We start from the raw sequence: 22264 nt of genomic DNA on the forward strand, positions 1-22264 counted from the left end.
ATTACAAAAATTAGCTTTGCGCAGCTGTGCGGCAACAACAAAACATCCCATAGATTATGCAATATTCCTTACCATATTAAACAAACCGCTTAACTTATTCTTAGATAAAACGGAATTTAAGCCAGGGAAAAGAGCGTCCGTCTTTTTGCCTGCGCCGTACAAACCCTCATTATGACAAAAAAAGCCCCGCCTTCAGGCGGGGCTTTTTTTATTAAAACTTAGTTTACGCCATGCATCCATCGTTTTACTTTGTTTGTCATTAACCACATAATTACGCCAAACATTATGGAGAGCACCGCAGGTACGGAGAACAATGTTGTAAGCTGCCATGATTCATAGAAGCTTGCCAACCAGCCCGCAAGAAGGTTTCCAAAGAAACTTGACATAAGCCAAACACCCATTAAGAGTGACATAAGTTTAGCGGGAGCAAGTTTTGTAACCATTGATAAACCTACAGGGCTTAAGCAAAGTTCGCCGGTGGTGCAGAAAAAGTACACGCCGATAAGCCAAATAGCACTTACAGGGCCGCCCTTTAAGAAGAAGCTGGCGCCTACCGCTATAACCGCAAAACCGATACCTTGGAGAAAAAGACCCCAGCCGAACTTATTGGGGATTGAGGGTTCCTTTTTCTTAGCGCCTAAGTTAAGCCAAAGTTTGGCAAATATAGGAGCTAATAAGATAACAAATATAGGGTTAATAGCCTGGAAATAAGAAGATTCCAGTTTAACTTGCCCAAAGAAAGGAAGGTTTACGTAAAGCCTTGTAGCTTCTTCCGCGAAGAAGGTAAGTGAAGTTCCCGCCTGTTCAAAAAAAGCAAAGAAAAACACGGCAAAAAACACGAATACGGAAATCGCTTTAATTTTGTCTTTGTCTTCTTTTGTTAAAGGTCTGTTAAGTTCTTCTTTGTTAGAGGTAGTTACTTTGCTTACAGGGTATAAACCTATATCGCCTAAAAACTTTTTCTGTGAAACCAAATACCACACAAGACCTATAAGCATACCGATACCGGCTGACATAAAACCGTATTTCCAAGCGATTTTTTGGCCTAATGTGCCGCAGACAAATGGAGCTATAAAAGCGCCAAGGTTAATACCCATGTAGAAAATGGTAAAACCTCCGTCTCTTCTGGGGTCGTTTTCTTCATACAATTCGCCGACTATAGCGGAAATATTAGGTTTAAAGAAACCGTTGCCGATAATAATTAAGACTAAACCGATGCACAAGGCTAATCTTGCAGGAATAAGCTCATAAGAAGCTAATGTGAACTGGCCCATGGCCATTAAAATGGCGCCTATTGTTATAGAGTGTCTTTTACCTATAAACTTATCGGCCAAATAACCGCCGATTACAGGGGTTAAGTAAACTAAAGCGGTAAACATACCGTATATTTTACTTGAGGTGGCTTTTGTAAATCCTATTACAGTGCTAACCATAAATAAAGCAAGTAAAGCTCTCATACCATAGTAATTGAACCTTTCCCACATTTCAACCATAAAAAGCATATATAAAGCTTTAGGTTGTTTTTGTTTTTGCGCTACTGCGTCTTGTGACATTGAACCTCCGTCTTCTATAGATTAGGGCCGGTTTAAAAGGCCGCTAAATAAATTGGCTAAAATATATTTTACAATAATAGGATGCAAGGGAACGGTAAAAAAAAGTCCTACGAATTGGACCTACATGTACATGGCCCCTGTCATCGTTCCGTTAATTAAGGAAAACAACATATTAAAAACAAAATACACCGCGTATACTACCGCAGCAGTGAAAGCCAGCGTCGCTATGGTATAAATAATTTTAGCTTTTACGCTTATCACCGGTGACTTTATTATATTGTAAAGCGCCAGCGGCCCTACCATGGGTATTATTATCAAAATGCCGTAATGCTGGTAATACCAAGGGGCTTTATCCCCAAGGCCCTGTCCGCAATGCCTGCAAAAATTATCCTGCCTGTCTACAGGTTTTTTGCATTTCCAACAGGCAACTTTTTCCTGGGCTAAGGCGGATTGTTCAATGTTAACGGGAGGGCGGTTCTGCTGAGGTTCCGAATTCATTTTATATCCTTAATTAAAGCTGTATGCCCTTTTCCCTAAGCATACGTTTAATGCGGGAACGGGCGTGCGCGGTTTTGGCGACTTCAAGCCAGTCATATTTAGGGCCGCTGTTATTTCTGGTAACAATTTCACAAATATCACCCGTTTTAAAAACATAATCCATGCGGACCATTTTATTATTAACCTTAGCGCCCCAATACTTATCTCCTATATCTGAGTGAATGGCGTAAGCGAAGTCAATAGGAGTAGAGCCTTCCGGCAGGCTTTTTACCTCCGCTTTCGGGGTAAAAACAAATACCTGCTGCAAGGTTATATCCGTTTTAAAACCTTCTAAAAATTCCCTGGGGGCGGTTAAATCCTGCTGCCACTCTATCCACTGCCTTAACCAGTTTATCTTTTCGTCAAAATTTTTATCTGTTTTTGTAGCGCCCACTTTATAACGCCAGTGCGCGGCAATGCCGTATTCGCACACTCTGTGCATTTCCTCGGTTCTTATTTGTATTTCAACAATGTCGCCCGTTTCAAGCATAACAGTGGTATGTATGCTTTGGTACATATTAACTTTTGGCATGGCTATATAATCAGTAAAAGAGCCTGTTATAGGGCGGAATGTGGAATGCACCATTCCCAAAGCGCGGTAACAATCCGCCACTGTTTGGGTAATAATTCTTACGCCCAAAGAATCCTGGATTTGCGCAAAAGTCAAATTTTGCTTTTGCATTTTACGGTAAATAGAATAATAGTTTTTTGCCCTTGATAAAAGCCGGAAGGGGATGCCGTCTTCTTCTAAAATTTTAGAAAGTTTTTCTCTAAAAGAATTAAGGGCGCCTTCTCGGTCTTTAGTTCTTTTTTCAACTTGCGCGTAAAGTTTGGCGAATTCGGAAGGACAAAGGTGTTTAAAAGATAAATCTTCCAATTCCGTTTTCAAACTAAACATACCCAAACGCTGCGCCAAAGGGGCGTAAAGGTTTAAAGTTTCGGTAGCTTTTCTTTTCCTTCTGTCCGCGTCGGGCAAAAATTGCAAAGTGCGCATATTATGCGTCCTGTCAGCTAATTTAACTAAAATAACGCGCACGTCTTTTGCTATGGCTACAAGCATTTTACGCCAGTTTTCAACAGTTTCTTCATCGGAAGAGGAAAATTTTAAATCGCTTATCTTTGTTACACCCTGAACCATATGCGTAATATTTTTACCGAAACGCTTTTCCAAATCAACTACTTTATATTCAGTATCCTCTAAAATATCATGCAAAATACCCGCGCAAAGCGTTTCCATATCAAGTTTATGATCAAGCAATATTTCCACCACCGCCATGCAGTGGTTATCAAAATAAGGATCGCCGGAAGCGCGTTTTTGTCCTTCATGCGCTTTTTTAGCGAAGTCATAGGCCTCTTCAAGAAGTTTAGTGTCTTGGTTCGGATTATAACTCCTAAATTTCCCCAGCATTTCCTCTTTTGTCATAAAACCTGTTTTTTGTTAGCGAATACGTCGTTTAAAATAAGCTCGGCAGCTCTTTTGGCAACACCCGGATCACCCAATGTTTTCCTTATGTTCAAAAGTTGCTCGCGCATTTTTTTTGTTTTTTGCGGATTTTGGAAATAAGACATAACTTCCGCGGATAAATTTTTTGCCGTGGCAAAATGTTGTATAAATTCCTTTACCACTTCTTTACCCGCTAAAATATTAACAAGCGATATGTAGGGCACTTTTATAACCGCTTTAGCCACCTTAAAAGTGATGGAGGACATTTTGTAAGCTACCAGCATAGGCACGCCTAAAAGCGCGTTTTCCAAAGTGGCGGTGCCGGAACAGGTTATAAGGAAATCCATGTTGCCGCGCTCTTTATAGTCCGTTTCGCGCACAAGCGTAACCTGCGGATTGCTGTCTTTAATTAAAGACAGGTAAAACTCATCGCTAAACTCAGGCACGCAAAACAAATACGCCTTTGTATTGGGAAATATTTTTTGAACTTCTTTAAATGTTTTGTAAAATAAATCAGTGTGTTTCGTTAACTCGCCTACTCTGCTGCCGGGCAAAATACCCAAACGGAAAGTGCCGTCAAAAACATGTTCTTTAGGCTGCGGAACAATATCTAAAAGCGGGTTTCCCAAAAATACGGCGTTGCTGCCGTATTTGGCATGGAACGCCGGTTCGAAAGGAAATATTGTAATAACTTTTTTTGTGCTGGACGCTATGGTTTTGGTACGGTTGTGCCTGCTTGCCCAAACTTGCGGAGCTACGTAATAGTAACAAGGAATATTACGGTGCTTTGCCATGCCCAAAACCTGCGAGTTAAAACCGTAAAAATCAACAACTATAACACACGCTGGCTGTTCTGAATCCAAATACCCGCGAACCATTTTTAAAAGTTTTATCCATAGCGGCAGTTTAACTAAAGGGGCCACAAAGCCGCTTGCGCCTTTTGAAGCTAAATCAAATAAAAAATTATCCGCCGTTTCTTTCAATCTTTTACCGCCTAAAGCGGTAATCTTTACGTTGGGATTAATGCGTTTAATTTCACGCACAAGATTGCTTGCGTGCAAATCACCGCTTACATCACCCGCTACAACTAAAATATTTTTGCTTGTAGGCACAATGTTAGGCATATGTTCTATTCCCCTTTACCGCGGATACTGCCTAAAGTTTCGTCAACAATAATTTTAGCCGCTCTGGCAACGTCAACAATATCTTTTAAAGGTTTAGGCGCCATAGCGGGGCCTGTAGTAGCCGCTTTAGGCAAATCGTACCTGTTTATTTTTTCTTCAATCTGCATAGCTATTTCCAAAGCCATGCTTGCGCGCTCGCCGCTGGGAGCGGGCGTTCCCGCGCTCAAAATACAATCTTTAAAATGCAAAAGTTCCGAAGTTATGGGCATTTGTTTGTTAACTTGCGGGTAAAAAACCGTAATGTCTTTTAAATCGGTTATAACTGGTTTCTCTTTTTTATACATTTTTACGGCTGCGTTCATAAAATCAACGGAAATATAAGCGTCTTCCTGAAACAAATGCATATATCTGGCGCGTTCAAAACTGGCTCTGCTTGCTGTAACGTCGGCTATGCATCCGTTTTCAAAAGTAAATCTTACGTTGGCAATATCTTCCTGGCTTGAAAAAACGCTGAGCCCCGTGGCTTCTATATTTATAATTTTGCTGTCTATCATAGTAAGAAGCAAGTCAATATCGTGAATCATAAGGTCAAGAACAACGCCTACGGCCGCCATCCTGGGGTCATAAGGGCCCAGGCGGTTAATTGTTATAAATTTAGGGTTTTTAATATATTTCATCGCCTCAACAACGGCGGGATTAAAACGCTCCACATGGCCTACTTGCAAAACAACTTTTCTTTCTTTAGCAAGAGCAATAAGTTCTTTTGCCTGCTCCATGTTTGAGGCTATAGGCTTTTCCATCATTGTGTGAACGCCTTGGCGTAAGCAGTACATGCCTACTTCATGGTGTAAGGGTGTAGGCGCCGCTACAACAACAGCGTCAACCAAAGGAACCAAATCTTCATATTTCGTGTATGGGGTACAGTTATATTCCCAAGCGAGTTTTTGCGCGCGCAGAGCGTCGGGGTCACAAACTCCCACAAGTTCCATACCTTCCATTTTGGCAAGCGTACGGGTATGAAATGTGCCTATTTTACCCGCGCCTATAACGCCAATTTTTATATTGTCAGCCATAAACCACCTCTGTAAATCGTTATTTTTCATTATATCATATAAATGATACTCGGTATAACCGCAGCAAATTTTATTTTTCTATTTCGGCTTTATCCATGTCATCACGTATGCCGAAACGGGTTATGCAAAAATCATATTTTATCGGGTCGTGCTTGCAAAAAACAGCGAAAGAAGCGCTTATTTCAACTGCCGTTTTCATATCGGCCTGGTTACGGGCCGTAAGCCCCAACATACGGGCAAGCCTGTGCATATGCACGTCTAAAGGAACAATAAGTTTAGCGGGGTTTATTTTATCCCAACCGCCGGGGTCAACCTCATCCTTACGCACCATCCAGCGTAAAAACAGGTTTAATCTTTTTAAAGCGCTTTTCTTATCCGGGTCAGGGACAAGCGTGCCCACAGGGCCGTAAGAACGCAGTTCCCGCGCGAAACCCCGCAAGGCCTCTTCAATATTTAAATGCCTTTCATCATAACAAACTAAAAAACAGTTTTGCAAACTTCCGTATTTTTTAATAGTATTTTTTATAGCCGTTAAGAAATTAACAAGCTGTTCCTCAGTGGTAAAGCGGTATTTAAAACCCTTAAAAGTTTTATTAAATTCTTTTCCGCCGCCAGACATTAAAAAAGAATACGGCCCGTCCATCTTAGAAAGTATAAACCCTACGGTTTTTATAATTTGTTTTACATTGCCGTAGGCAAAACAAGCGGCTATAAGCCCCGCTATTTCTCTGTCTTTTAAATCAGGGTAATTATAAAGAAATTGCAAAGGGTCGGGGGTTACCAGACTTTTTTTGTTATACTTTTTATATAGGCTATCTAATTTGTTTTTATTTGCTTTCATTCTTTTTATATTTTACGAGATTTATTATGAAACTTAAAGATTTTTTTAATACAGACAGTGAAGTCGAAGTCGGCGAAATTACCCAAAACTCCAAACTCGTGGTGCCGGGCGACATCTTTTTTGCCATAAAAGGCGCGAAAGTTGACGGGAATGACTTTATTGACGACGCTGTTTCAAAAGGCGCCGTGGCCGTGGTGTCAACCGAGCCGGCCAAAAAAAAATATCCGGTTCCTTATTTTCAGGTTGATGATATTGACTTAGCTATGGCTAAGGCCGCCGTTAAATTTTATAAAAACCCTTCCGATGATATGTTTTTTATAGGAATTACCGGAACAAAAGGCAAAACCAGTATAAGCTATCTTTTAGAAAGTATTTTTAATGAGGCGGGCATCCCGTGCTCGGTTATAGGCACAATAAACTACCGTATTAACGGCGAGGTTTTTGCCAAAGCGCCAAACACCACTCCCGCCGCGCTTTACCTTTATTACATGATTGATAAAATGAGAAGCGCCGGCACAAAGGTAGTTATAATGGAAGTTTCTTCTCACGCGTTGGAACTTAAAAGGGTTTTTGGGTTAAATTTTGACGTGGCTCTCTTTACAAACCTTCAGCGTGACCATATGGACTTTCATAAAAATTTTGAAAATTATTTTGCCGCTAAAGAAAAACTTTTTGATTCTTTAATAGAAAACTCCAAACCAGCAAAAACAGCCATAGTTAATATTGATGACCAATACGGACTGAGACTTGCAGATAAAATAAAAGCAAAAACTACTCTTATACCCGTTTCTTTAGTGGAAGCGGAAAATGTTAAAGAAAGTTTAAACGGAGTAACTTTTTCTTATAAAGGCGAAAGCGCTTCAATAAATTTACTAGGCAAACACAATCTTTACAACGCTGTTTTTGCCGTTAAAGCCGCTATGGCTTACGGCGTGGATCTGCAAACCGCCCTTAAAGGCATCGCCAAACTGCAAGGCATACCAGGCCGAATGCAAAGGGTTAACAAAGGGCAGCCTTTTTACGTTTTTGTTGATTTCGCTTATACAACCGAATCTCTTATGAAAGCCTATGAAACTTTAGAGCCTTACAAAAACGGGAATATCATTACCGTTTTCGGCTGCGGAGGCGACAGGGACAGAACAAAACGCCCTCTTATGGGTTTGGCCGCATGCCAAAACAGTTCACACGTTTTATTAACAAATGACAATCCCCGCACGGAAGACCAGCAGCAAATATTTAATGATATTTTAAACGGCATGAAAGGCTATACAAATTATGAAATAGTGCAGGACAGGGCGCTTGCCATAAAAACGGGTATCTCTTTATGTAAAGAAAATGATATTTTGTTAATTGCGGGCAAAGGACATGAGGATTATCAAATCCTGGCCGGGAAAACCATCCATTTTTCTGACAGGGAAACCGCCGAAACCGAATTGGAGAAGCTTGGATATGTTCAAAAGCAGTAAATTTAAAGGTAAAAAAGCCTGCGTATTGGGTATGGGAAAAAGCGGCCTGGCGGCGGCGCGGCTGCTTGCCGAAAACGGGTTTTCCGTTCTGATAAGCGACGGAGGAAAAAGAGAAATACCGGGCAATCTGCATAAAAACATTGAAGTTGAAACCGGCGGACATACGAATAAAATTTTGGACTGCGGCTTTATTGTTAAAAGCCCGGGCATAAGCAGTAATATGCCTGTTTTAAAAAAAATAAAAAATAAAAAAATTCCGATTTTCAGTGAGATAGAAATTTCAATTTCCTTCCTTCCCAAAGGCTGCCGTATTTTCGCTGTTACCGGAACCAACGGCAAAACAACGACAACAATGCTTCTGTCGGAAATCCTTAAACAATTTATTAAAAATAAAGAATTTAATAAAAATGTTTTTACCGTGGGCAATATAGGGTGCCCGTTAGCTGAGGTTATGTCTGAAATAAAACAGCACGATTTAATTGTGATGGAAGTTTCCAGCTATCAGTTAGAAGACAGTTCTTACTTTAAACCTTACGCCGCAACAATACTAAATATAACTCCTGACCATATAGACCACCACGGTTCTTTTAAAAAATATTTAGACGCGAAAAGTAAAATTTTTAAATTCCAAACACAAAAAGATATCGCCGTTATTAACAGCGCGGACAAAAACTGTTTAAAAGCCGCCAAAAATATTAAATCCAAACTTTACGGTTTTGCCACAACTCCTTTACAGCAAATAAGGTCACACGTCTTTTACGACGGAGATGAACTTGTTTTCAGCGCGGGTGAAAGAATCAGCCCCCCAAAACTGCCGGGTATACATAATGTTGAAAACGCCATGGCCGCCAGTCTTTTAGCTTTAGCCGCGGGTGTTGATTCCCAATCAATACAACAGGCTTTTAACAAATTTAAAACTGTTGAACACAGAATTGAATTGCTTGGAATAAAAAAAGGAATTTCCTTTATTAATGATTCCAAAGCCACAAATATAGATTCCACAATAATAGCGCTACGCTCAATGCCCGACGGAAAAAAAACATGGCTGATTTTAGGCGGGCAGGACAAAGGTTCGCCCTACGGCGTTCTTTTGCCTCTGTTAGAAACAAAATGCAAAAAAGTTTTGCTTGTAGGCCAGGCCGCGGCGAAAATTAAAAAAGATTTACCCGGTTATAAATATTTTAATGTTTGCGGCACTATTGATAAAGCCGTGGAATACGCGTTTAATAACGCTCAAAAAGAGGATATCATTTTGCTTTCGCCCGCGTGCGCGTCCTTTGACCAATTTAATAATTTTGAGGAACGCGGCAAATTTTTTAAACAAATTTATAAAAGTTTGTAGAGGGAATTTATGCAAGTATCAGAAGCTATTTTAAAAAGAAGAAGCGTAAGAAAATACACAGAGCAGGCCATTGAGCAGGAAAAATTAAATATGATTCTGGAAGCCGGCCGCCAGGCCCCTTCCGCCTGCAATTCGCAGCCTTGGCGCTTTGTGGTATTTAATGAAAAACAAGCCAAAGAAAGTTTTTGCGACGCGGTTTTTACCGGTATTTATAAAAACACAATGTTTGCCAAACAAGCGCCTGTTATAATAGCCGTGGTTTCAGACAAAGGCAATTTAACAAGCCAAATAGGGAACATGATACGCAGAACCGAGTTTTATTTAATAGACCAAGGCATAGCCTGCCAAAATATGGCGCTTCAAGCCTGGGAGCTTGGTATAGGCAGTTGTTTAATAGGCTGGTTTGACGATAAAAAAGCAGCCAAACACTTAAATTTAGGCGGCGGCAAAAAAGTTGAACTGCTTATTTCCTTAGGGTATCCCGCGGAAGAAATACCCGCAAGACCCCGAAAAGAGGCAGAAAAAATTATTTCTTTTAACAAATTCCAATAAAAAAAATTATAATTTAAAAGTAAATTTTTCCAAGAGAAAAAAGCATTATAAAAGTAACATGTTTTTTATGTTGGGAAAAAGTGTAAAAATATAGTACAATAATTCTACCGAGCAGTAAAAATTTATAAGGTAAAAATGAATAAAAAAGACTTTCTTATAAGCACCCAGCTGGGCATGCAGTTTGCTATAACCGTTTGTCTGTTCGGCGGCGCGGGCTATTGGGCGGATAAAAAGTTGGGGACTTTGCCTTTGTTTTTAATAGTTTTAAGCAGCGTCGGCTTCGCTGCGGGACTTTACTTTATAATAAAGGCCGCACAGGAAAAGGTTCAGAAAGATGATAGAAGAGATTCTAACCCACCACATCATAGACCATAAATTAACGTACAAACTTTTTGGCGTTATCCCGTTATCGTCTAACCTTATCACTCTGTTTTGTATAACGATAGGAGTGTTTATTCTTTTTACATTAATAGCAAAGTTTCGCAGGCCCGTATTGCTTATGACGGCGATTGAGGGCCTTGTTGTTTTTATACGAGACGAAATTGTTGTGGCAAATTTTGGCGAACACGGCAAAAAACTTACGCCATACTTTTGCACATTATTTATATTTTTACTTTTTTCTAATTCTTTAGGCATGATACCGCAAATGCGCACAATAACGGGCAGCATTTCCGTTACTATAGGCATGGCGCTCACATCTCTTTCACTTATTATCTTTTTAGGCGTAAAACAAAACGGGCTTTTGGGTTACCTTAAACATTTTGTGCCTGAAGGCACCCCCTGGTTTTTGGCACCGCTTTTGTTTTTTTTGGAAATTTTGGGGCTTTTTACAAAAACAGCCGCGCTTGCTCTTCGTCTTTTCGCCAACATGATAGCGGGTCATATGGTTATAATTTGCTTTATTTGTTTAATTTTTATAATGACCGCCATTAATAAGTACGCGGGTATTTTTACGGCAATACCCTCCACGGGGCTTTCGCTGTTTGTTAATTTGTTGGAAGTTTTGGTTATTTTAATACAGACATATGTTTTTACGCTTTTAACCGCAATCTTTGCCGGCGAAGCGTACGCACACCATTAATTTATTAATAAAGAAGTTCAAAGGAGGAGCACACTATGGACATGAGTATGGCATTTTTAGGCGCCGCAATCGGCGCGGGCTTGACAGCTTTAGGCGTAGGTTTTGGTATCGGTAAAATCGGCGCCGCGGCAATGGAAGGCACGGCCAGACAACCCGAAGCGGGCGGCGCAATAAGAACAAGCATGATTATCGCCTCAGCTCTTATTGAAGGTATCGGCTTCGTGGCTTTAATCGTCTGCTTGCTTATCGTATTACTTAAATAATATAAAAAGGTGAACAAATGAACGCTTTGCTTACGCCGGATTACGGCTTAATATTTTGGACTATCGTCAACTTTTTGCTTCTTGTCTTTTTGCTCGGCAAGTTCGCTTGGAAGCCTATTATAGGGGCTTTGGAAGCGCGCGAGAATAAAATATCACAAGACAAAAAGGACGCGCAGGAAGCGCGCGACGAAGCGCAAAAAATAAAAGCAGAGCTTGACGTCCGCCTCTCAAATATTTCTAAAGAAGCGCAGGAAAAACTGGCCCAGGTAGAAGCCTTGGCCAAACAGCAAAAAGACGCTATGATAAAGGACGCGCAAGCCTCCTCCGAGCGTATGATTGCCACCGCCAAAGAAGAAATTGAGGCGCAAAAAAATCAGGCTCTTAAAGAAGTAAAAAAAGAGATTGCCGATATGGCCGTTGAAGCGGCGGCCAAAATAGCCGGCGTTAAAACGGACCCTAAAACGGACGCCGCGCTGGTTGATAATATTGTTAAAGATATTATTAACAAGGCTTAATATGAAAAGCACGGACAGAATTTTAGCACATAAATACAGTATCGCCTTAAGCTCTTTAGCGGACAAAAAAGATTTACCGAGTCTGCTGGCTGAGCTTAAGGAAATACATCTGGCTATAGGAAACAGCTCTTTTTTCTATTCTCCCGCCGTGCCTAAAAAAGAAAAAAAGCAAGCGCTTTCTTCCGCTTTAAAAACGGATAATTTTTTAATAAAAAACACTCTTTTTTTACTCATAGACAATAAAAAGCTTAATCTTTTGGGCCAAATTATTATTGACCTTAACAAAACAATAGAAAGCTTTACAAACACGGTAAGCGCGGAAGTTTACTGCGCGCGGGAAATGGATGATAAACAGCAAAACGCCGTTATAGAATCCTTAAAAAAATATTTTAAGGCGAATTTTATTAACGCTGACTTTAAACAGGATAAAACCTTAATAAGCGGACTTAAGATAAAAACGGCGGATTATGTTATAGACGGAAGTACAAAAAATAACTTACAAAAATTAAAACAAGTTTTACAAGATTAAGAGGTTTTGCATATGTCCTTAAAAGCAGAGGAAATTACAAGCATTATAAAGAGTAAGATAGCAAACTTTACTCCGCAGGCTGATATTAACGAAACTGGCACCGTTTTACAAGTTGGCGACGGTATTGCCCGCATTTATGGTTTAAAAAACGCCGTGGCGGGTGAGCTTTTGGAATTCCCCAACAACGTAAAAGGCCTTGCCCTTAACTTAGAAACGGACAATATCGGCTGCGTGCTTATGGGGGAGGATTCCTCCATACAAGAAGGTGACCCTGTTAAAAGAACCGGCCAAGTTATCAACGTTCCCGTTGGGGACGCGCTTTTAGGCCGCGTGGTTGACCCTTTAGGCAAGCCTTTAGACGGCAAAGGCCCTATTAAAACAAACTCTTCAAGACCTTTGGAAATTGTAGCTCCCGGCGTTATTGAACGCCAGCCCGTTAAACAACCTCTGCAAACAGGGTTAAAAGCTATTGACTCACTTGTTCCTATAGGCAAAGGACAGCGTGAACTTATTATCGGCGACAGGCAGACAGGTAAAACTGCCATCGCCATTGACGCTATTTTAAATCAAAAAAACCAGCCCGCAGACCAAAGAACGCTTTGCGTTTACGTAGCCATCGGGCAAAAACAAAGCACGGTAGCCCAGGTTGTGCAAACCTTAACGGAATTCGGCGCGATGGAATATACTGTAATCGTATCTGCCAGCGCGGCTGACCCGGCTTCCCTTTTATATATAGCTCCTTACGCGGGCTCGTCAATAGCTGAGGAGTTTATGTGGAATAAACGCGACGTTCTTATTATTTATGACGATTTATCAAAACACGCCCAGGCTTATAGACAAATGTCGCTCCTTTTACGCAGACCTCCGGGCCGCGAAGCTTATCCCGGCGACGTTTTTTACTTGCATTCAAGATTGTTAGAACGCGCGTGCAAACTTTCTGACAAAAACGGCGGCGGCTCTATTACGGCGCTGCCTATTATTGAAACACAGGCTAACGACATGTCTGCCTATATTCCAACAAACGTAATTTCAATTACTGACGGGCAAATTTACTTAGAAAGCGGTCTTTTCCACAGCGGTATGAAACCGGCGGTTAACGTAGGTCTTTCCGTATCGCGCGTGGGCGGTTCGGCGCAGAAAAAGATTATGAGAAGCGTTTCCGGCACACTGCGTTTGGATATGTCCCAATATAAAGAATTGGAAGCTTTTTCCCAATTCGGCAGCGATTTGGACAAAGAATCACAGCAACAGCTTACAAGAGGCAAAAGAATAAACGAACTTTTTAAACAAGACCAATATACTCCTATGCCGGTTGAGGAGCAGGTTTTGGTATTCTTTGCCGGCACAAACGGATTTTTAGACAATATTGAAGTAAATTTGGTTAAAGAGTATGAAAAACAGCTTCTTACTTACTTTAAAGCGGAAAAGAAAGATTTGTTTGAAGAACTTAAGAACGCTCCCGAAATGAGTGAAAACCTTACAAATAAATTAAAAGAGGCTTTAACAGCATTCGGTGAAGTTTTTAAAAACTCGCACAGTACGGCGCAGTAGCTTAACACAGCGGCAAAAAATAAACAGAGGTAAACAAAAATGGATAAAAAAAGATATTTAGTAACAGGCGGCGCGGGGTTTATCGGAAGCAATATCGCTTTTGAATTACAAAACCAGGGCCATGAAGTAACAATAATGGACGATTTTTCCTCAGGCAATTTTAAAAACCTTTTAGGTTTTAAAGGGGATGTAACAGCGGCCGATGTTTTTAAATTCATGCCGGAAGATGTTTACTTTGACGCTATTTTCCATGAAGCAGCCATTACGGACACAACTATCCATGACCAAAAATTAATGATGGAAATGAATGTTGAGGCGTTTAAAAACGTTCTTCATTTCGCGGCCAGCAATGAAATTAAAAGGGTTGTTTATGCCTCTTCCGCGGGCACATACGGACAAAACCCCTGCCCTATGACGGAGACGCAGGTTCCCATGCCGGAAAACGTTTACGGCTTTTCCAAAGCTGTTATGGATAATGTCGCGCGCGAGTTTGCCTCGGACCACCAGGATATGGTTATTGTAGGCCTTCGCTATTTTAATGTTTACGGCCCCGGTGAATATTACAAAGGACACACAGCAAGCATGATATACCAGCTTTATAATCAAATGAAAGCGGGTAAAAACCCAAAAATCTTTAAAATGGGTGAACAACAAAGAGATTTCGTTTACATTAAAGATGTTGTAAAAGCTAACCTTTGCGCGCTTACGGCTAAAGAAAGCTGTGTAGTAAACGTAGGGTTCGGCACGCCCAGAACATATAACGACGTTGTTGCCTGTTTAAATAAAGAAACGGGCCTTAATTTACAGCCCGATTATATTGACAACCCGTATCCTTTTTTCCAATTAAAAACCGAAGCGGATTTAACTTTGGCTAACCAGAAAATAGGATATACACCTGATTACAACCTTGAAAAAGGCATTGAGGAATATGTGCAGATTTTAAATAAAAGACCTGTGCAGCCTGCGGTAAAGAAATAGTTTTAAAGGGCCCCTTAGGGGCAAAAGGGGCCCTTTTATTTTTTATTTGCGCTTTTTAAGGAGAGCGGAAACAAAAAATAATTTTTATTAATATCCGGGATTTTAATATGGAAAGCTTGAAAGATATAAGAGATAATATAAAAAGCGTTCAGTCAACGCAGCAAGTAATGGTTACCATGAAAATGATTTCTTCCGCGCGTATAAAAAAGGCTCAAAACGCCATGCTGAACGCGAGGCCGTTCTCTTTAGGGCTTGAAGGCGTTATAGACGATTTAAGAAAGGATATTTTGGACGAAAACAATTCTTTTAAAGACCCTGATTTAAGCAAATTTTTTAAAAAACCCGATATGGAAAAGAAAAACATCGGAGTTTTATTTATAACTGCTGATAAGGGTTTGGCCGGCGCCTTTAACGCGCTTTTGCTGCGCGCGGCGCTTAACTTTATTAAAGAAAACCAAGATAAAAATATTTATTTTTTTATTATCGGCAAAAAAGGGCGTGATTTTTTAAGCCGACTCAAACAGCCCAATGTCCATATTGTTTATGACGCCGTAGGCATTTTCCCAAAAGTGGGTTATGTGCACGCCGACATTCTGGGTGAGGAAATTATAAACAACTTTTTAAAACTTGATTTGTGCGAAGTAAGGGTGCTTTATAACGATTTTAAATCTATGGGCAGCCAGAAATTGGAAAACCAGCGCCTTATTCCCTTTGACTTTGAAATCGCACAAGGGCATACTGAATTTGGCGAAGAAGAACACGGCTTTTTATTTGAACCGGGCAAAGAAATGATTTTTAAGCTTTTGCTTTACCGCCATATAAAAGCCGGCCTATACAGGATTTTGCTTGAAAGCCAGGCGGCGGAACTTGCCGCGCGTATGAACGCCATGGATTCCGCCAGTAAAAACGCGGGCGAAATTATTGATACTTTAAAAGTAAAACTTAACAAAGTAAGACAATCCAGCATTACCAACGAAATTACCGAAATTGTCGGTGCGGTTGAAGCTTTAAATAAATAAGGAGTTTTTTTATGAATACGGGTATAGTTACACAGGTTATCGGCCCTGTTATTGATATTGAGTTTAAAGACGGCGCGTTGCCTAAGATTAATAACGCCGTGGAAATCAAATTCGGCGAACAAAAAATCGTGGCTGAAGTTGCCCAGCAGCTTGGAGACAATACTGTAAGAGCAGTGGCTCTTTCCCCGACAGACGGTCTTGCTCGCGGCGTAGAAGCCGTTGACACAGAGGACGTATTGAGAGTCCCCGTCGGTGAAGGCTGCAGAGGCAGACTTATGAACGTATTGGGCGCCCCCATAGATTACGCGGGTGAAATAAAAACCGATAAAAAGATGCCTATTCACCGCGAGCCGCCTACTCTTGAAGAACAGAAAACCACGCCCGAAATTTTTGAAACTGGTATTAAAGTAGTTGACCTTTTGGCCCCTTACATGAAAGGCGGCAAAGTAGGTTTATTCGGCGGCGCCGGCGTAGGAAAAACAGTTCTTATTATGGAGCTTATTAACAACGTTGCCCGCGAGCACAGCGGCAGCTCAGTGTTTGGCGGCGTGGGGGAAAGAAGCCGTGAAGGCAACGACCTGTGGTTAGACATGAAAGGAGCGGAACTTGCCGACGGCAGCACCGTTTTAGATAAAACAGTTTTAGTTTTCGGACAGATGAACGAACCCCCGGGCGCGAGAGCGAAAGTAGCTTTAACAGCCTTAACACAGGCCGAATACTTCAGAGATGAAAAAGGACAGGACGTGCTGTTGTTTTTAGATAATATTTTCCGCTATGTTTTGGCCAACTCCGAAGTTTCCGCCCTTCTCGGGCGTATGCCTTCGGCCGTAGGTTACCAGCCCACTCTTAATACGGAAATCGGACAGTTGCAGGAACGTATTACATCAACAAACAAGGGTTCTATTACCTCAATTCAAGCCGTTTACGTGCCCGCTGACGACTTGACTGACCCTGGCGTAGCCTCCACATTTACCCACTTGGATGCCACTACCGTTTTGTCCCGCTCTTTAGTTGAGCTAGGCATTTATCCCGCTGTTGATCCTTTGGAATCAACTTCCAGAATTTTAGACCCCAGAGTATTGGGTGAAGAACATTACCAAGTGGCGCAAGGCGTACGCAAAATTTTACAAAGATATAAAGATTTGCAAGATTTAATCGCTATTTTAGGTATTGACGAACTTGGCGACGAAGATAAAAAGATTGTAGCTAGAGCAAGAAGAATACAGCGCTTTTTATCGCAGCCTTTCTTCGTGGGCGAAAAGTTTACCGGCAGGCCGGGCAAGTATGTTAAACTTGAGGACACCATTAAAGCTTTTAAAGGTTTAATAAACGGCGATTATGACAATATTCCCGAACAGGCATTCTTTATGTGCGGCGGTATAGAGGACGTTTTGGCTAAAGTAAGCAAAGGCGAAAACGAAGAGAAATCTGAGCCCGCCAAACCCGCTAAAGAAGAAAAAAGATAAGGTAAAAAACGATGAAAAAGCTTACATTTTCTTTTATCTCGCCCGAACGCCCTATAGTTCAAAACCAGGAGGCTGACTTTGTTGCCCTTCCCGCTTTTGAGGGTGAAATGGGTGTTTTGCCCGGGCATGTAAACAGCGTTGTCATTTTAATGCCGGGTTTTGTACGTTTTAAAAATAACGGGGAAGAAAAAGAATTTGCCATTATAGACGGTTTTGCTGAAGTGTTTAAAGACCATATTGACGTTTTTGCTTCCGAAGCTTCTTTATCTGAGGAAAAACAAAGCGAGGAGCAAAAACAGCGTCTTGAAAGAGCAAAAAAAGCGCTTTCATCGCAAGACGCGGACATTGACATTGAACTTGCCGAGATACAATTAAAAACGCAAATTTTGAAAATGAAAATGAAGAAACGTAAAATGTAACTTTACAAAATAAAAAAAACACCCCGTATTTTATACGGGGTGTTTTTTTATGCTTACAATAATATGTTCGCTAAACCTTATATTCTCAATTCATTCTATATCTGTTATGGCTTGTTGTGCGGGTTCTTTCAAGTAAGTTTTGCAAATATCAGCGTCTTTTTTATCCGTTTTAAGCGCGGCGCAGCAAATTATCTCTTTAAAAGAATATCCCCCGTCAGTTGCCTTTTTATTATAAAAATTAAATATTTTTTAATTATCCAAATACCATCCGTTAGCTTGCTTTGTCCAGCCAAGAGATTTGCAAAACTTCTCCCCTTTTTCATTTTTAGGAATACAGCGGAAATAACGCACAGCTTCATCGGAATACGCAAATCCGGGATATGCCCTGCCTATAGCCCAGCTGTTATCAAAAGGCTGTATGGAAATAGTGTCATTAACAATTATGTATTGAAAATTCTTTGAATCTCTTGTTATATAGCCGGAATATGTTCCGGTAGCCAGATTGTCTAAAGAGATGTCAAGCACATCCCATTCAGAACTTTGGGGCCACAATCCTGTAGCTAAATTATATCTTTCAGCAGATTCATATATAGCTTTCAAAAGGATAAGAGCCTCCGCCGATCTGGATTTTTCCACGGCTTTTTGATATTGCGGCAGCGCTATCGCGGCTAATATACCGATAATAAGAACAACCACTAAAAGCTCAATTAGCGTAAATCCTTTTTTCATATGGAAACTCCTTTTTATCTTCTAAAATAGTATACAAAAAACCCCGCGTATTTTACGGGGTTTTTAAAAGCATAAAAAACAATTTTTTATTTTTTGCCTTTTTTAACTATAGGCGCCGCGGCGGGAAAATCTTCTTTCCCTTCCTCTTTCTTTTCAAAATGATGGCCTAAATATTTTTCTTTTAATTTGTCTTCCAACTCTTGCGCGAGCTCGGCGTTATCTTTAAGATACTGTCTGGCATTATCAGCGCCCTGGCCCAGTTTTTCCTGCCCGTATAAGAACCAGCTGCCGCTTTTTTCAATTATGCCGGCTTGAACGCCCATATCTAAAATACAGGACTCTCTTGAAATACCTTCACCGTGAAGCATAGTAAATTCAGCCTGTCTGTAAGGCGGGGCTACTTTATTTTTTGTAACTTTAGCACGCACGCGCGTGCCTATAATTTCATCGCCTTTTTTAAGGTTTTCAATTTTTCTTACGTCAATACGCACTGAGGAATAAAATTTTAAAGCAAGGCCACCCGGCGTTGTTTCCGGATTGCCGAACATTATGCCGATTTTTTGTCTTATCTGGTTAATAAAAATTATACTTGTTTTTGTTTTCGCTAAAAGGCTGGTAAGCTTCCTTAAAGCCTGGGACATAAGCCTTGCCTGTAAACCTACATGGGCGTCACCCATTTCCCCTTCAATTTCCGCCCTGGGAACTAAGGCCGCCACGGAATCGATAATAATTAAATCAATTGCGCCGCTGCGCACAAGTTTTTCAGCTATTTCCAAAGCCTGCTCGCCGGAGTCGGGCTGCGAAACAAAAAGCTCGTCCACATCAACGCCTATGCTGTTGGCGTAAACAGGGTCAAGCGCGTGCTCCGCGTCAATAAAAGCAACCACGCCGCCGCTTTTTTGGGCTTGCGCCGCTATATGAAGGCTTAGCGTTGTTTTACCGCCCGCTTCAGGACCGTAAATTTCAATAACGCGCCCTCTGGGAACGCCGCCTACCCCAAGAGCTAAATCCAAAGACAGCGCGCCCGTGGAAATAGCGTCAATTTTTTTAATGCTGCCCGCGCCTAATTTTAAAATAGCCTCTTTACCAAAACTTTTTTCAATTTGGCTCATGGCAAGTTCCAAAGCTTTTGCTTTATTAGCGTCCATAAAATCTCCTGTTAACTGCTCTTGTTATATCCCTGCTTTTGATAAAACGGATTAAATCGTTCTATCTTTTGTTCTATTATAACATTCTTTTCAAAAATAACGCAACTGTTTTTTACCGCACCTTTTCGGCCGGCGGAGTTTTATGCGAAGTTTTAGCTTTAAAGAAAAGTTTGTTTTCTCTTTCGTCATAGTCCGCGGTTATGGTTGTACCGTTAGGATAATCTTTTTTCAAAATATCTTCGGCAAGGGGGTCTTCCAAATCTCTTTGCAAGGTTCTGAGTATCGGCCTGGCACCGTATTTAGGGTCATAACCTCTGTCTATAAGAAAGTCCCTGGCCGCTTCGGAAAGAACTATTTTAAGTTCTCTGTCCTCAAGTTTTTCGGTAACTTTTTTAAGATTAATATCCAAAATTTTACCAAGCTGTTCCCTTGTTAAAGAGTGGAAAACAACAATCTCATCGATTCTGTTAATAAACTCGGGGTTAAAAGTCTTTTTAACTTCTTCCATGACGCTAGACTTCATTGTCTGATGTTCTTTTTTTTCGTCCGTTTTAGGGGCGAATCCTAATGAACTGCCCTTATTGCTTATTTCCCTTGCACCGACGTTGGAAGTCATGATAATGACAGAATTTTTAAAGCTTACTTTATGGCCCAAATTATCCGTTAAAGTGCCTTCGTCCAATACCTGTAATAAAATGTTAAAAATATCAGGATGCGCCTTTTCAATCTCGTCTAAAACAACAACGCTGTAAGGTCTTCTTCTAACCGCCTCTGTAAGTTGTCCGCCTTCTTCAAAACCCACATATCCCGGGGGCGCCCCTATAAGGCGGGAAACAGCAAACTTTTCCATATATTCGGACATATCTATACGTACCATGGCGTCCTCGTCACCAAACATAAATGAGGCTAAAGTTTTGGCAAGTTCCGTTTTCCCTACGCCGGTAGGGCCAAGGAACAAAAAGCCGCCTATCGGTTTTTTGGGGTTGCCCAAACCTGTGCGGGAACGTCTTATAGCCTGTGAAACAAGGTGAACAGCCTCGTCTTGCCCGACAATGCTTTGGTGCATATATTCTTCCATATTAAGGATTTTTTCCGTCTCGCTCTGCGTTAAACGGGTTACGGGAATACCCGTCCATTTAGACGCCACCAACGCGATATCCTCTGCGGTAACTTCGGGCCTTTGCGATTCCTTTTCTTTATTCCACTTTTCTTTTAAATGTTCAATATATTTGCGAAGCCTTTCCTGCGTTTCTTTAGCGCGGGAAGCTTTTTCAAATTCTTTCTTTTCTATAGCTTCGTCTTTTTCCCTTACAGCCGCTTCATACTCTTTTTGTTTTTCTTTAAGCTCTTTGGGAGTGACGGAGTTTTTAATTCTGGCCCTGGCGCCGGCTTCGTCAAACAAGTCTATCGCTTTATCGGGAAGAGAGCGGTCTGTAATATATCGGTCGGATATTTCGGCTGCGGATTTAACGGCATCCTCTGTAAAAATTACTTTGTGGTGAGCTTCATAACTTTCTTTAACGCCATTTAAAATTTTAATAGTTTCTTCTACGCTGGGCGGATCAACCACAACAGGCTGAAAGCGGCGTTCTAAGGCTGAGTCTGACTCAATATGCCTTCTGTATTCGTCAAAAGTAGTAGCACCTATACATTGCACGGCGCCTCTTGCCAAGGCGGGTTTTAACATGTTAGATGCGTCTATTGATCCTTCGGCAGCGCCCGCGCCTATAATTGTATGCAGCTCGTCAATAAAAATAATATTTTCTTTATTTTTTTCAAGCTCGGAAATAAGACCTTTTAATCTTTGTTCAAATTCACCTCTGTATTTTGTACCGGCAACAACGCTTGCCAAATCAAGGCTTAAAACCCTTCTACCTTGCAAAACGTCCTCAATATCGCCGTCCGCTATGCGCTGGGCTATACCTTCAACTATGGCTGTTTTACCTACGCCGGGCTCACCCACTAAAACGGGGTTGTTTTTTGTTCTCCTGGCAAGGATTTGGATAATGCGCTCAATTTCCTCATCACGTCCGATAACGGGGTCAAGCTCGCCTTTTACGGCTAAAGCGGTTAAATCCCTTGCGTATTCATCTAGAAGAGGGGTTTTGGTTTTTACTTTTCGGCTAAAATCAGGTCTCGTTAAGGTAGGGTCTTCATTATATTCGGGCTCATGAGAGGATTCCTCCTCCTCAGCTGAACCGCCGGCGTTTTCCATAACCGCTTCCCTTATCGTTTCGGGGCTGAGGCCAAGACCGTCTAAGATACGTACAGCAACGCCTTCTTCCTCTCTTATAATGCCCAATAAAAGATGTTCGGTACCAACATAATCCGCCCCGGCGTTTTGGCTTTCTTCCAAAGAATATTCCAAAACTTTTTTAGCGCGCGGCGTAAAGGGAATTTCACCTACAAGCATTATTGTATCGCCGATGCCGACCATTTTTTCTATTTCGGCACGCACTCTTTTATAGCCTATGCCAAGGCTTGATAACATTTTGTAAGAGGCGCTGTCTTCAATAGATACCAGCCCCAAAAGCAAATGTTCGGTGCCCACATAATCGTGGTTAAATCTTTTTGCTTCTTCTTGCGCTATTAAAACTGTTTTTTGAGCTCTTTCCGTAAATCTTTTTGCCATTT

22 protein-coding genes are annotated in these 22264 nt (G+C 41.2%); 13 read left to right on the forward strand and 9 right to left on the reverse strand.

The features are described from left to right. Positions 1 to 218: 218 nt before the first annotated feature. The 6 genes from EMIN_RS07685 to EMIN_RS07710 form a co-directional block, all read right to left on the reverse strand. Positions 219 to 1553, reverse strand: a complete 1335-nt coding sequence (locus EMIN_RS07685) for a peptide MFS transporter (RefSeq protein ID WP_012415667.1) — start codon at positions 1551 to 1553, stop codon at positions 219 to 221. A gap of 120 nt (positions 1554 to 1673) precedes the next feature. Continuing rightward, positions 1674 to 2051, reverse strand: a complete 378-nt coding sequence (locus tag EMIN_RS07690) for a zinc ribbon domain-containing protein (protein ID WP_012415668.1) — start codon at positions 2049 to 2051, stop codon at positions 1674 to 1676. 13 nt (positions 2052 to 2064) lie between these two features. After that, the gene (locus tag EMIN_RS07695) at positions 2065 to 3513 is read right to left on the reverse strand and encodes a RelA/SpoT family protein (protein WP_012415669.1); all 1449 of its coding nucleotides are present in this window, start codon (positions 3511 to 3513) and stop codon (positions 2065 to 2067) included. Then, entirely contained in the window at positions 3510 to 4658 is a 1149-nt protein-coding gene (gene lpxB, locus EMIN_RS07700; RefSeq protein WP_012415670.1) for a lipid-A-disaccharide synthase, read from the reverse strand. The genes EMIN_RS07695 and lpxB overlap by 4 nt, the downstream gene beginning before the upstream one ends. Before the next feature lie 5 nt (positions 4659 to 4663). Then, positions 4664 to 5731: a Gfo/Idh/MocA family protein gene (locus EMIN_RS07705; RefSeq protein WP_012415671.1), complete on the reverse strand. Its 1068-nt coding sequence runs from the start codon at positions 5729 to 5731 to the stop codon at positions 4664 to 4666. Positions 5732 to 5801: 70 nt separating this feature from the next. Next, positions 5802 to 6572 carry a TIGR02757 family protein gene (locus EMIN_RS07710; RefSeq protein ID WP_012415672.1) on the reverse strand — a complete coding sequence of 257 codons (771 nt, stop codon included), beginning with the start codon at positions 6570 to 6572 and terminating at the stop codon, positions 5802 to 5804. A gap of 26 nt (positions 6573 to 6598) precedes the next feature. Here EMIN_RS07710 and EMIN_RS07715 point away from each other — a divergent pair, with 26 nt between their 5' ends. The 13 genes from EMIN_RS07715 to atpC all read left to right on the forward strand — a co-directional run bounded on the left by EMIN_RS07715 (position 6599) and on the right by atpC (position 17753). Next, positions 6599 to 8038 (forward strand): UDP-N-acetylmuramoyl-L-alanyl-D-glutamate--2,6-diaminopimelate ligase, encoded by a 1440-nt coding sequence (locus EMIN_RS07715; RefSeq protein WP_012415673.1) that lies wholly within the window; start codon positions 6599 to 6601, stop codon positions 8036 to 8038. Next, on the forward strand, positions 8022 to 9380 hold the full coding sequence (gene murD, locus EMIN_RS07720; RefSeq protein WP_012415674.1) for a UDP-N-acetylmuramoyl-L-alanine--D-glutamate ligase: 1359 nt from the start codon (positions 8022 to 8024) through the stop codon (positions 9378 to 9380). The genes EMIN_RS07715 and murD overlap by 17 nt, the downstream gene beginning before the upstream one ends. Positions 9381 to 9389: 9 nt before the next feature. Continuing rightward, entirely contained in the window at positions 9390 to 9932 is a 543-nt protein-coding gene (locus EMIN_RS07725; RefSeq protein WP_012415675.1) for a nitroreductase family protein, read from the forward strand. A gap of 135 nt (positions 9933 to 10067) precedes the next feature. Further along, positions 10068 to 10307 carry an AtpZ/AtpI family protein gene (locus EMIN_RS07730; protein WP_041691288.1) on the forward strand — a complete coding sequence of 80 codons (240 nt, stop codon included), beginning with the start codon at positions 10068 to 10070 and terminating at the stop codon, positions 10305 to 10307. Then, complete coding sequence (atpB, locus tag EMIN_RS07735; RefSeq protein WP_012415676.1) at positions 10267 to 11013, forward strand: F0F1 ATP synthase subunit A; 747 nt, start codon at positions 10267 to 10269, stop codon at positions 11011 to 11013. Before EMIN_RS07730 ends, atpB begins: the two co-directional genes overlap by 41 nt. A 41-nt stretch (positions 11014 to 11054) precedes the next feature. Continuing rightward, the gene (gene atpE / locus EMIN_RS07740) at positions 11055 to 11276 is read left to right on the forward strand and encodes an ATP synthase F0 subunit C (protein WP_041691585.1); all 222 of its coding nucleotides are present in this window, start codon (positions 11055 to 11057) and stop codon (positions 11274 to 11276) included. Positions 11277 to 11293: 17 nt separating this feature from the next. Further along, positions 11294 to 11791, forward strand: a complete 498-nt coding sequence (gene atpF / locus EMIN_RS07745; protein ID WP_012415678.1) for a F0F1 ATP synthase subunit B — start codon at positions 11294 to 11296, stop codon at positions 11789 to 11791. 1 nt (position 11792) lies between these two features. Beyond that, positions 11793 to 12320, forward strand: a complete 528-nt coding sequence (gene atpH / locus EMIN_RS07750) for an ATP synthase F1 subunit delta (RefSeq protein WP_012415679.1) — start codon at positions 11793 to 11795, stop codon at positions 12318 to 12320. Between the two features lie 12 nt (positions 12321 to 12332). Continuing rightward, positions 12333 to 13871: a F0F1 ATP synthase subunit alpha gene (atpA, locus tag EMIN_RS07755; RefSeq protein WP_012415680.1), complete on the forward strand. Its 1539-nt coding sequence runs from the start codon at positions 12333 to 12335 to the stop codon at positions 13869 to 13871. Positions 13872 to 13910: 39 nt separating this feature from the next. Further along, on the forward strand, positions 13911 to 14849 hold the full coding sequence (gene rfaD, locus EMIN_RS07760; RefSeq protein WP_012415681.1) for an ADP-glyceromanno-heptose 6-epimerase: 939 nt from the start codon (positions 13911 to 13913) through the stop codon (positions 14847 to 14849). A gap of 107 nt (positions 14850 to 14956) precedes the next feature. Next, on the forward strand, positions 14957 to 15868 hold the full coding sequence (gene atpG, locus EMIN_RS07765) for an ATP synthase F1 subunit gamma (RefSeq protein ID WP_012415682.1): 912 nt from the start codon (positions 14957 to 14959) through the stop codon (positions 15866 to 15868). 11 nt (positions 15869 to 15879) lie between these two features. Continuing rightward, on the forward strand, positions 15880 to 17334 hold the full coding sequence (gene atpD / locus EMIN_RS07770) for a F0F1 ATP synthase subunit beta (RefSeq protein WP_012415683.1): 1455 nt from the start codon (positions 15880 to 15882) through the stop codon (positions 17332 to 17334). A gap of 11 nt (positions 17335 to 17345) precedes the next feature. Further along, positions 17346 to 17753 (forward strand): ATP synthase F1 subunit epsilon, encoded by a 408-nt coding sequence (gene atpC, locus EMIN_RS07775; RefSeq protein ID WP_012415684.1) that lies wholly within the window; start codon positions 17346 to 17348, stop codon positions 17751 to 17753. A 249-nt stretch (positions 17754 to 18002) separates the two neighbouring features. Here atpC and EMIN_RS09585 read toward each other — a convergent pair whose 3' ends face one another. From EMIN_RS09585 to EMIN_RS07790, 3 genes are all read right to left on the reverse strand, one after another. After that, positions 18003 to 18482, reverse strand: a complete 480-nt coding sequence (locus EMIN_RS09585; protein WP_012415685.1) for a type IV pilin protein — start codon at positions 18480 to 18482, stop codon at positions 18003 to 18005. A gap of 86 nt (positions 18483 to 18568) precedes the next feature. Next, on the reverse strand, positions 18569 to 19630 hold the full coding sequence (gene recA / locus EMIN_RS07785) for a recombinase RecA (RefSeq protein ID WP_012415686.1): 1062 nt from the start codon (positions 19628 to 19630) through the stop codon (positions 18569 to 18571). Between the two features lie 112 nt (positions 19631 to 19742). Beyond that, entirely contained in the window at positions 19743 to 22262 is a 2520-nt protein-coding gene (locus tag EMIN_RS07790) for an ATP-dependent Clp protease ATP-binding subunit (RefSeq protein WP_012415687.1), read from the reverse strand. Positions 22263 to 22264 lie beyond the last annotated feature (2 nt).

Origin of the sequence: Elusimicrobium minutum Pei191 (assembly GCF_000020145.1) — a bacterium.
Lineage (GTDB): Bacteria > Elusimicrobiota > Elusimicrobia > Elusimicrobiales > Elusimicrobiaceae > Elusimicrobium > Elusimicrobium minutum.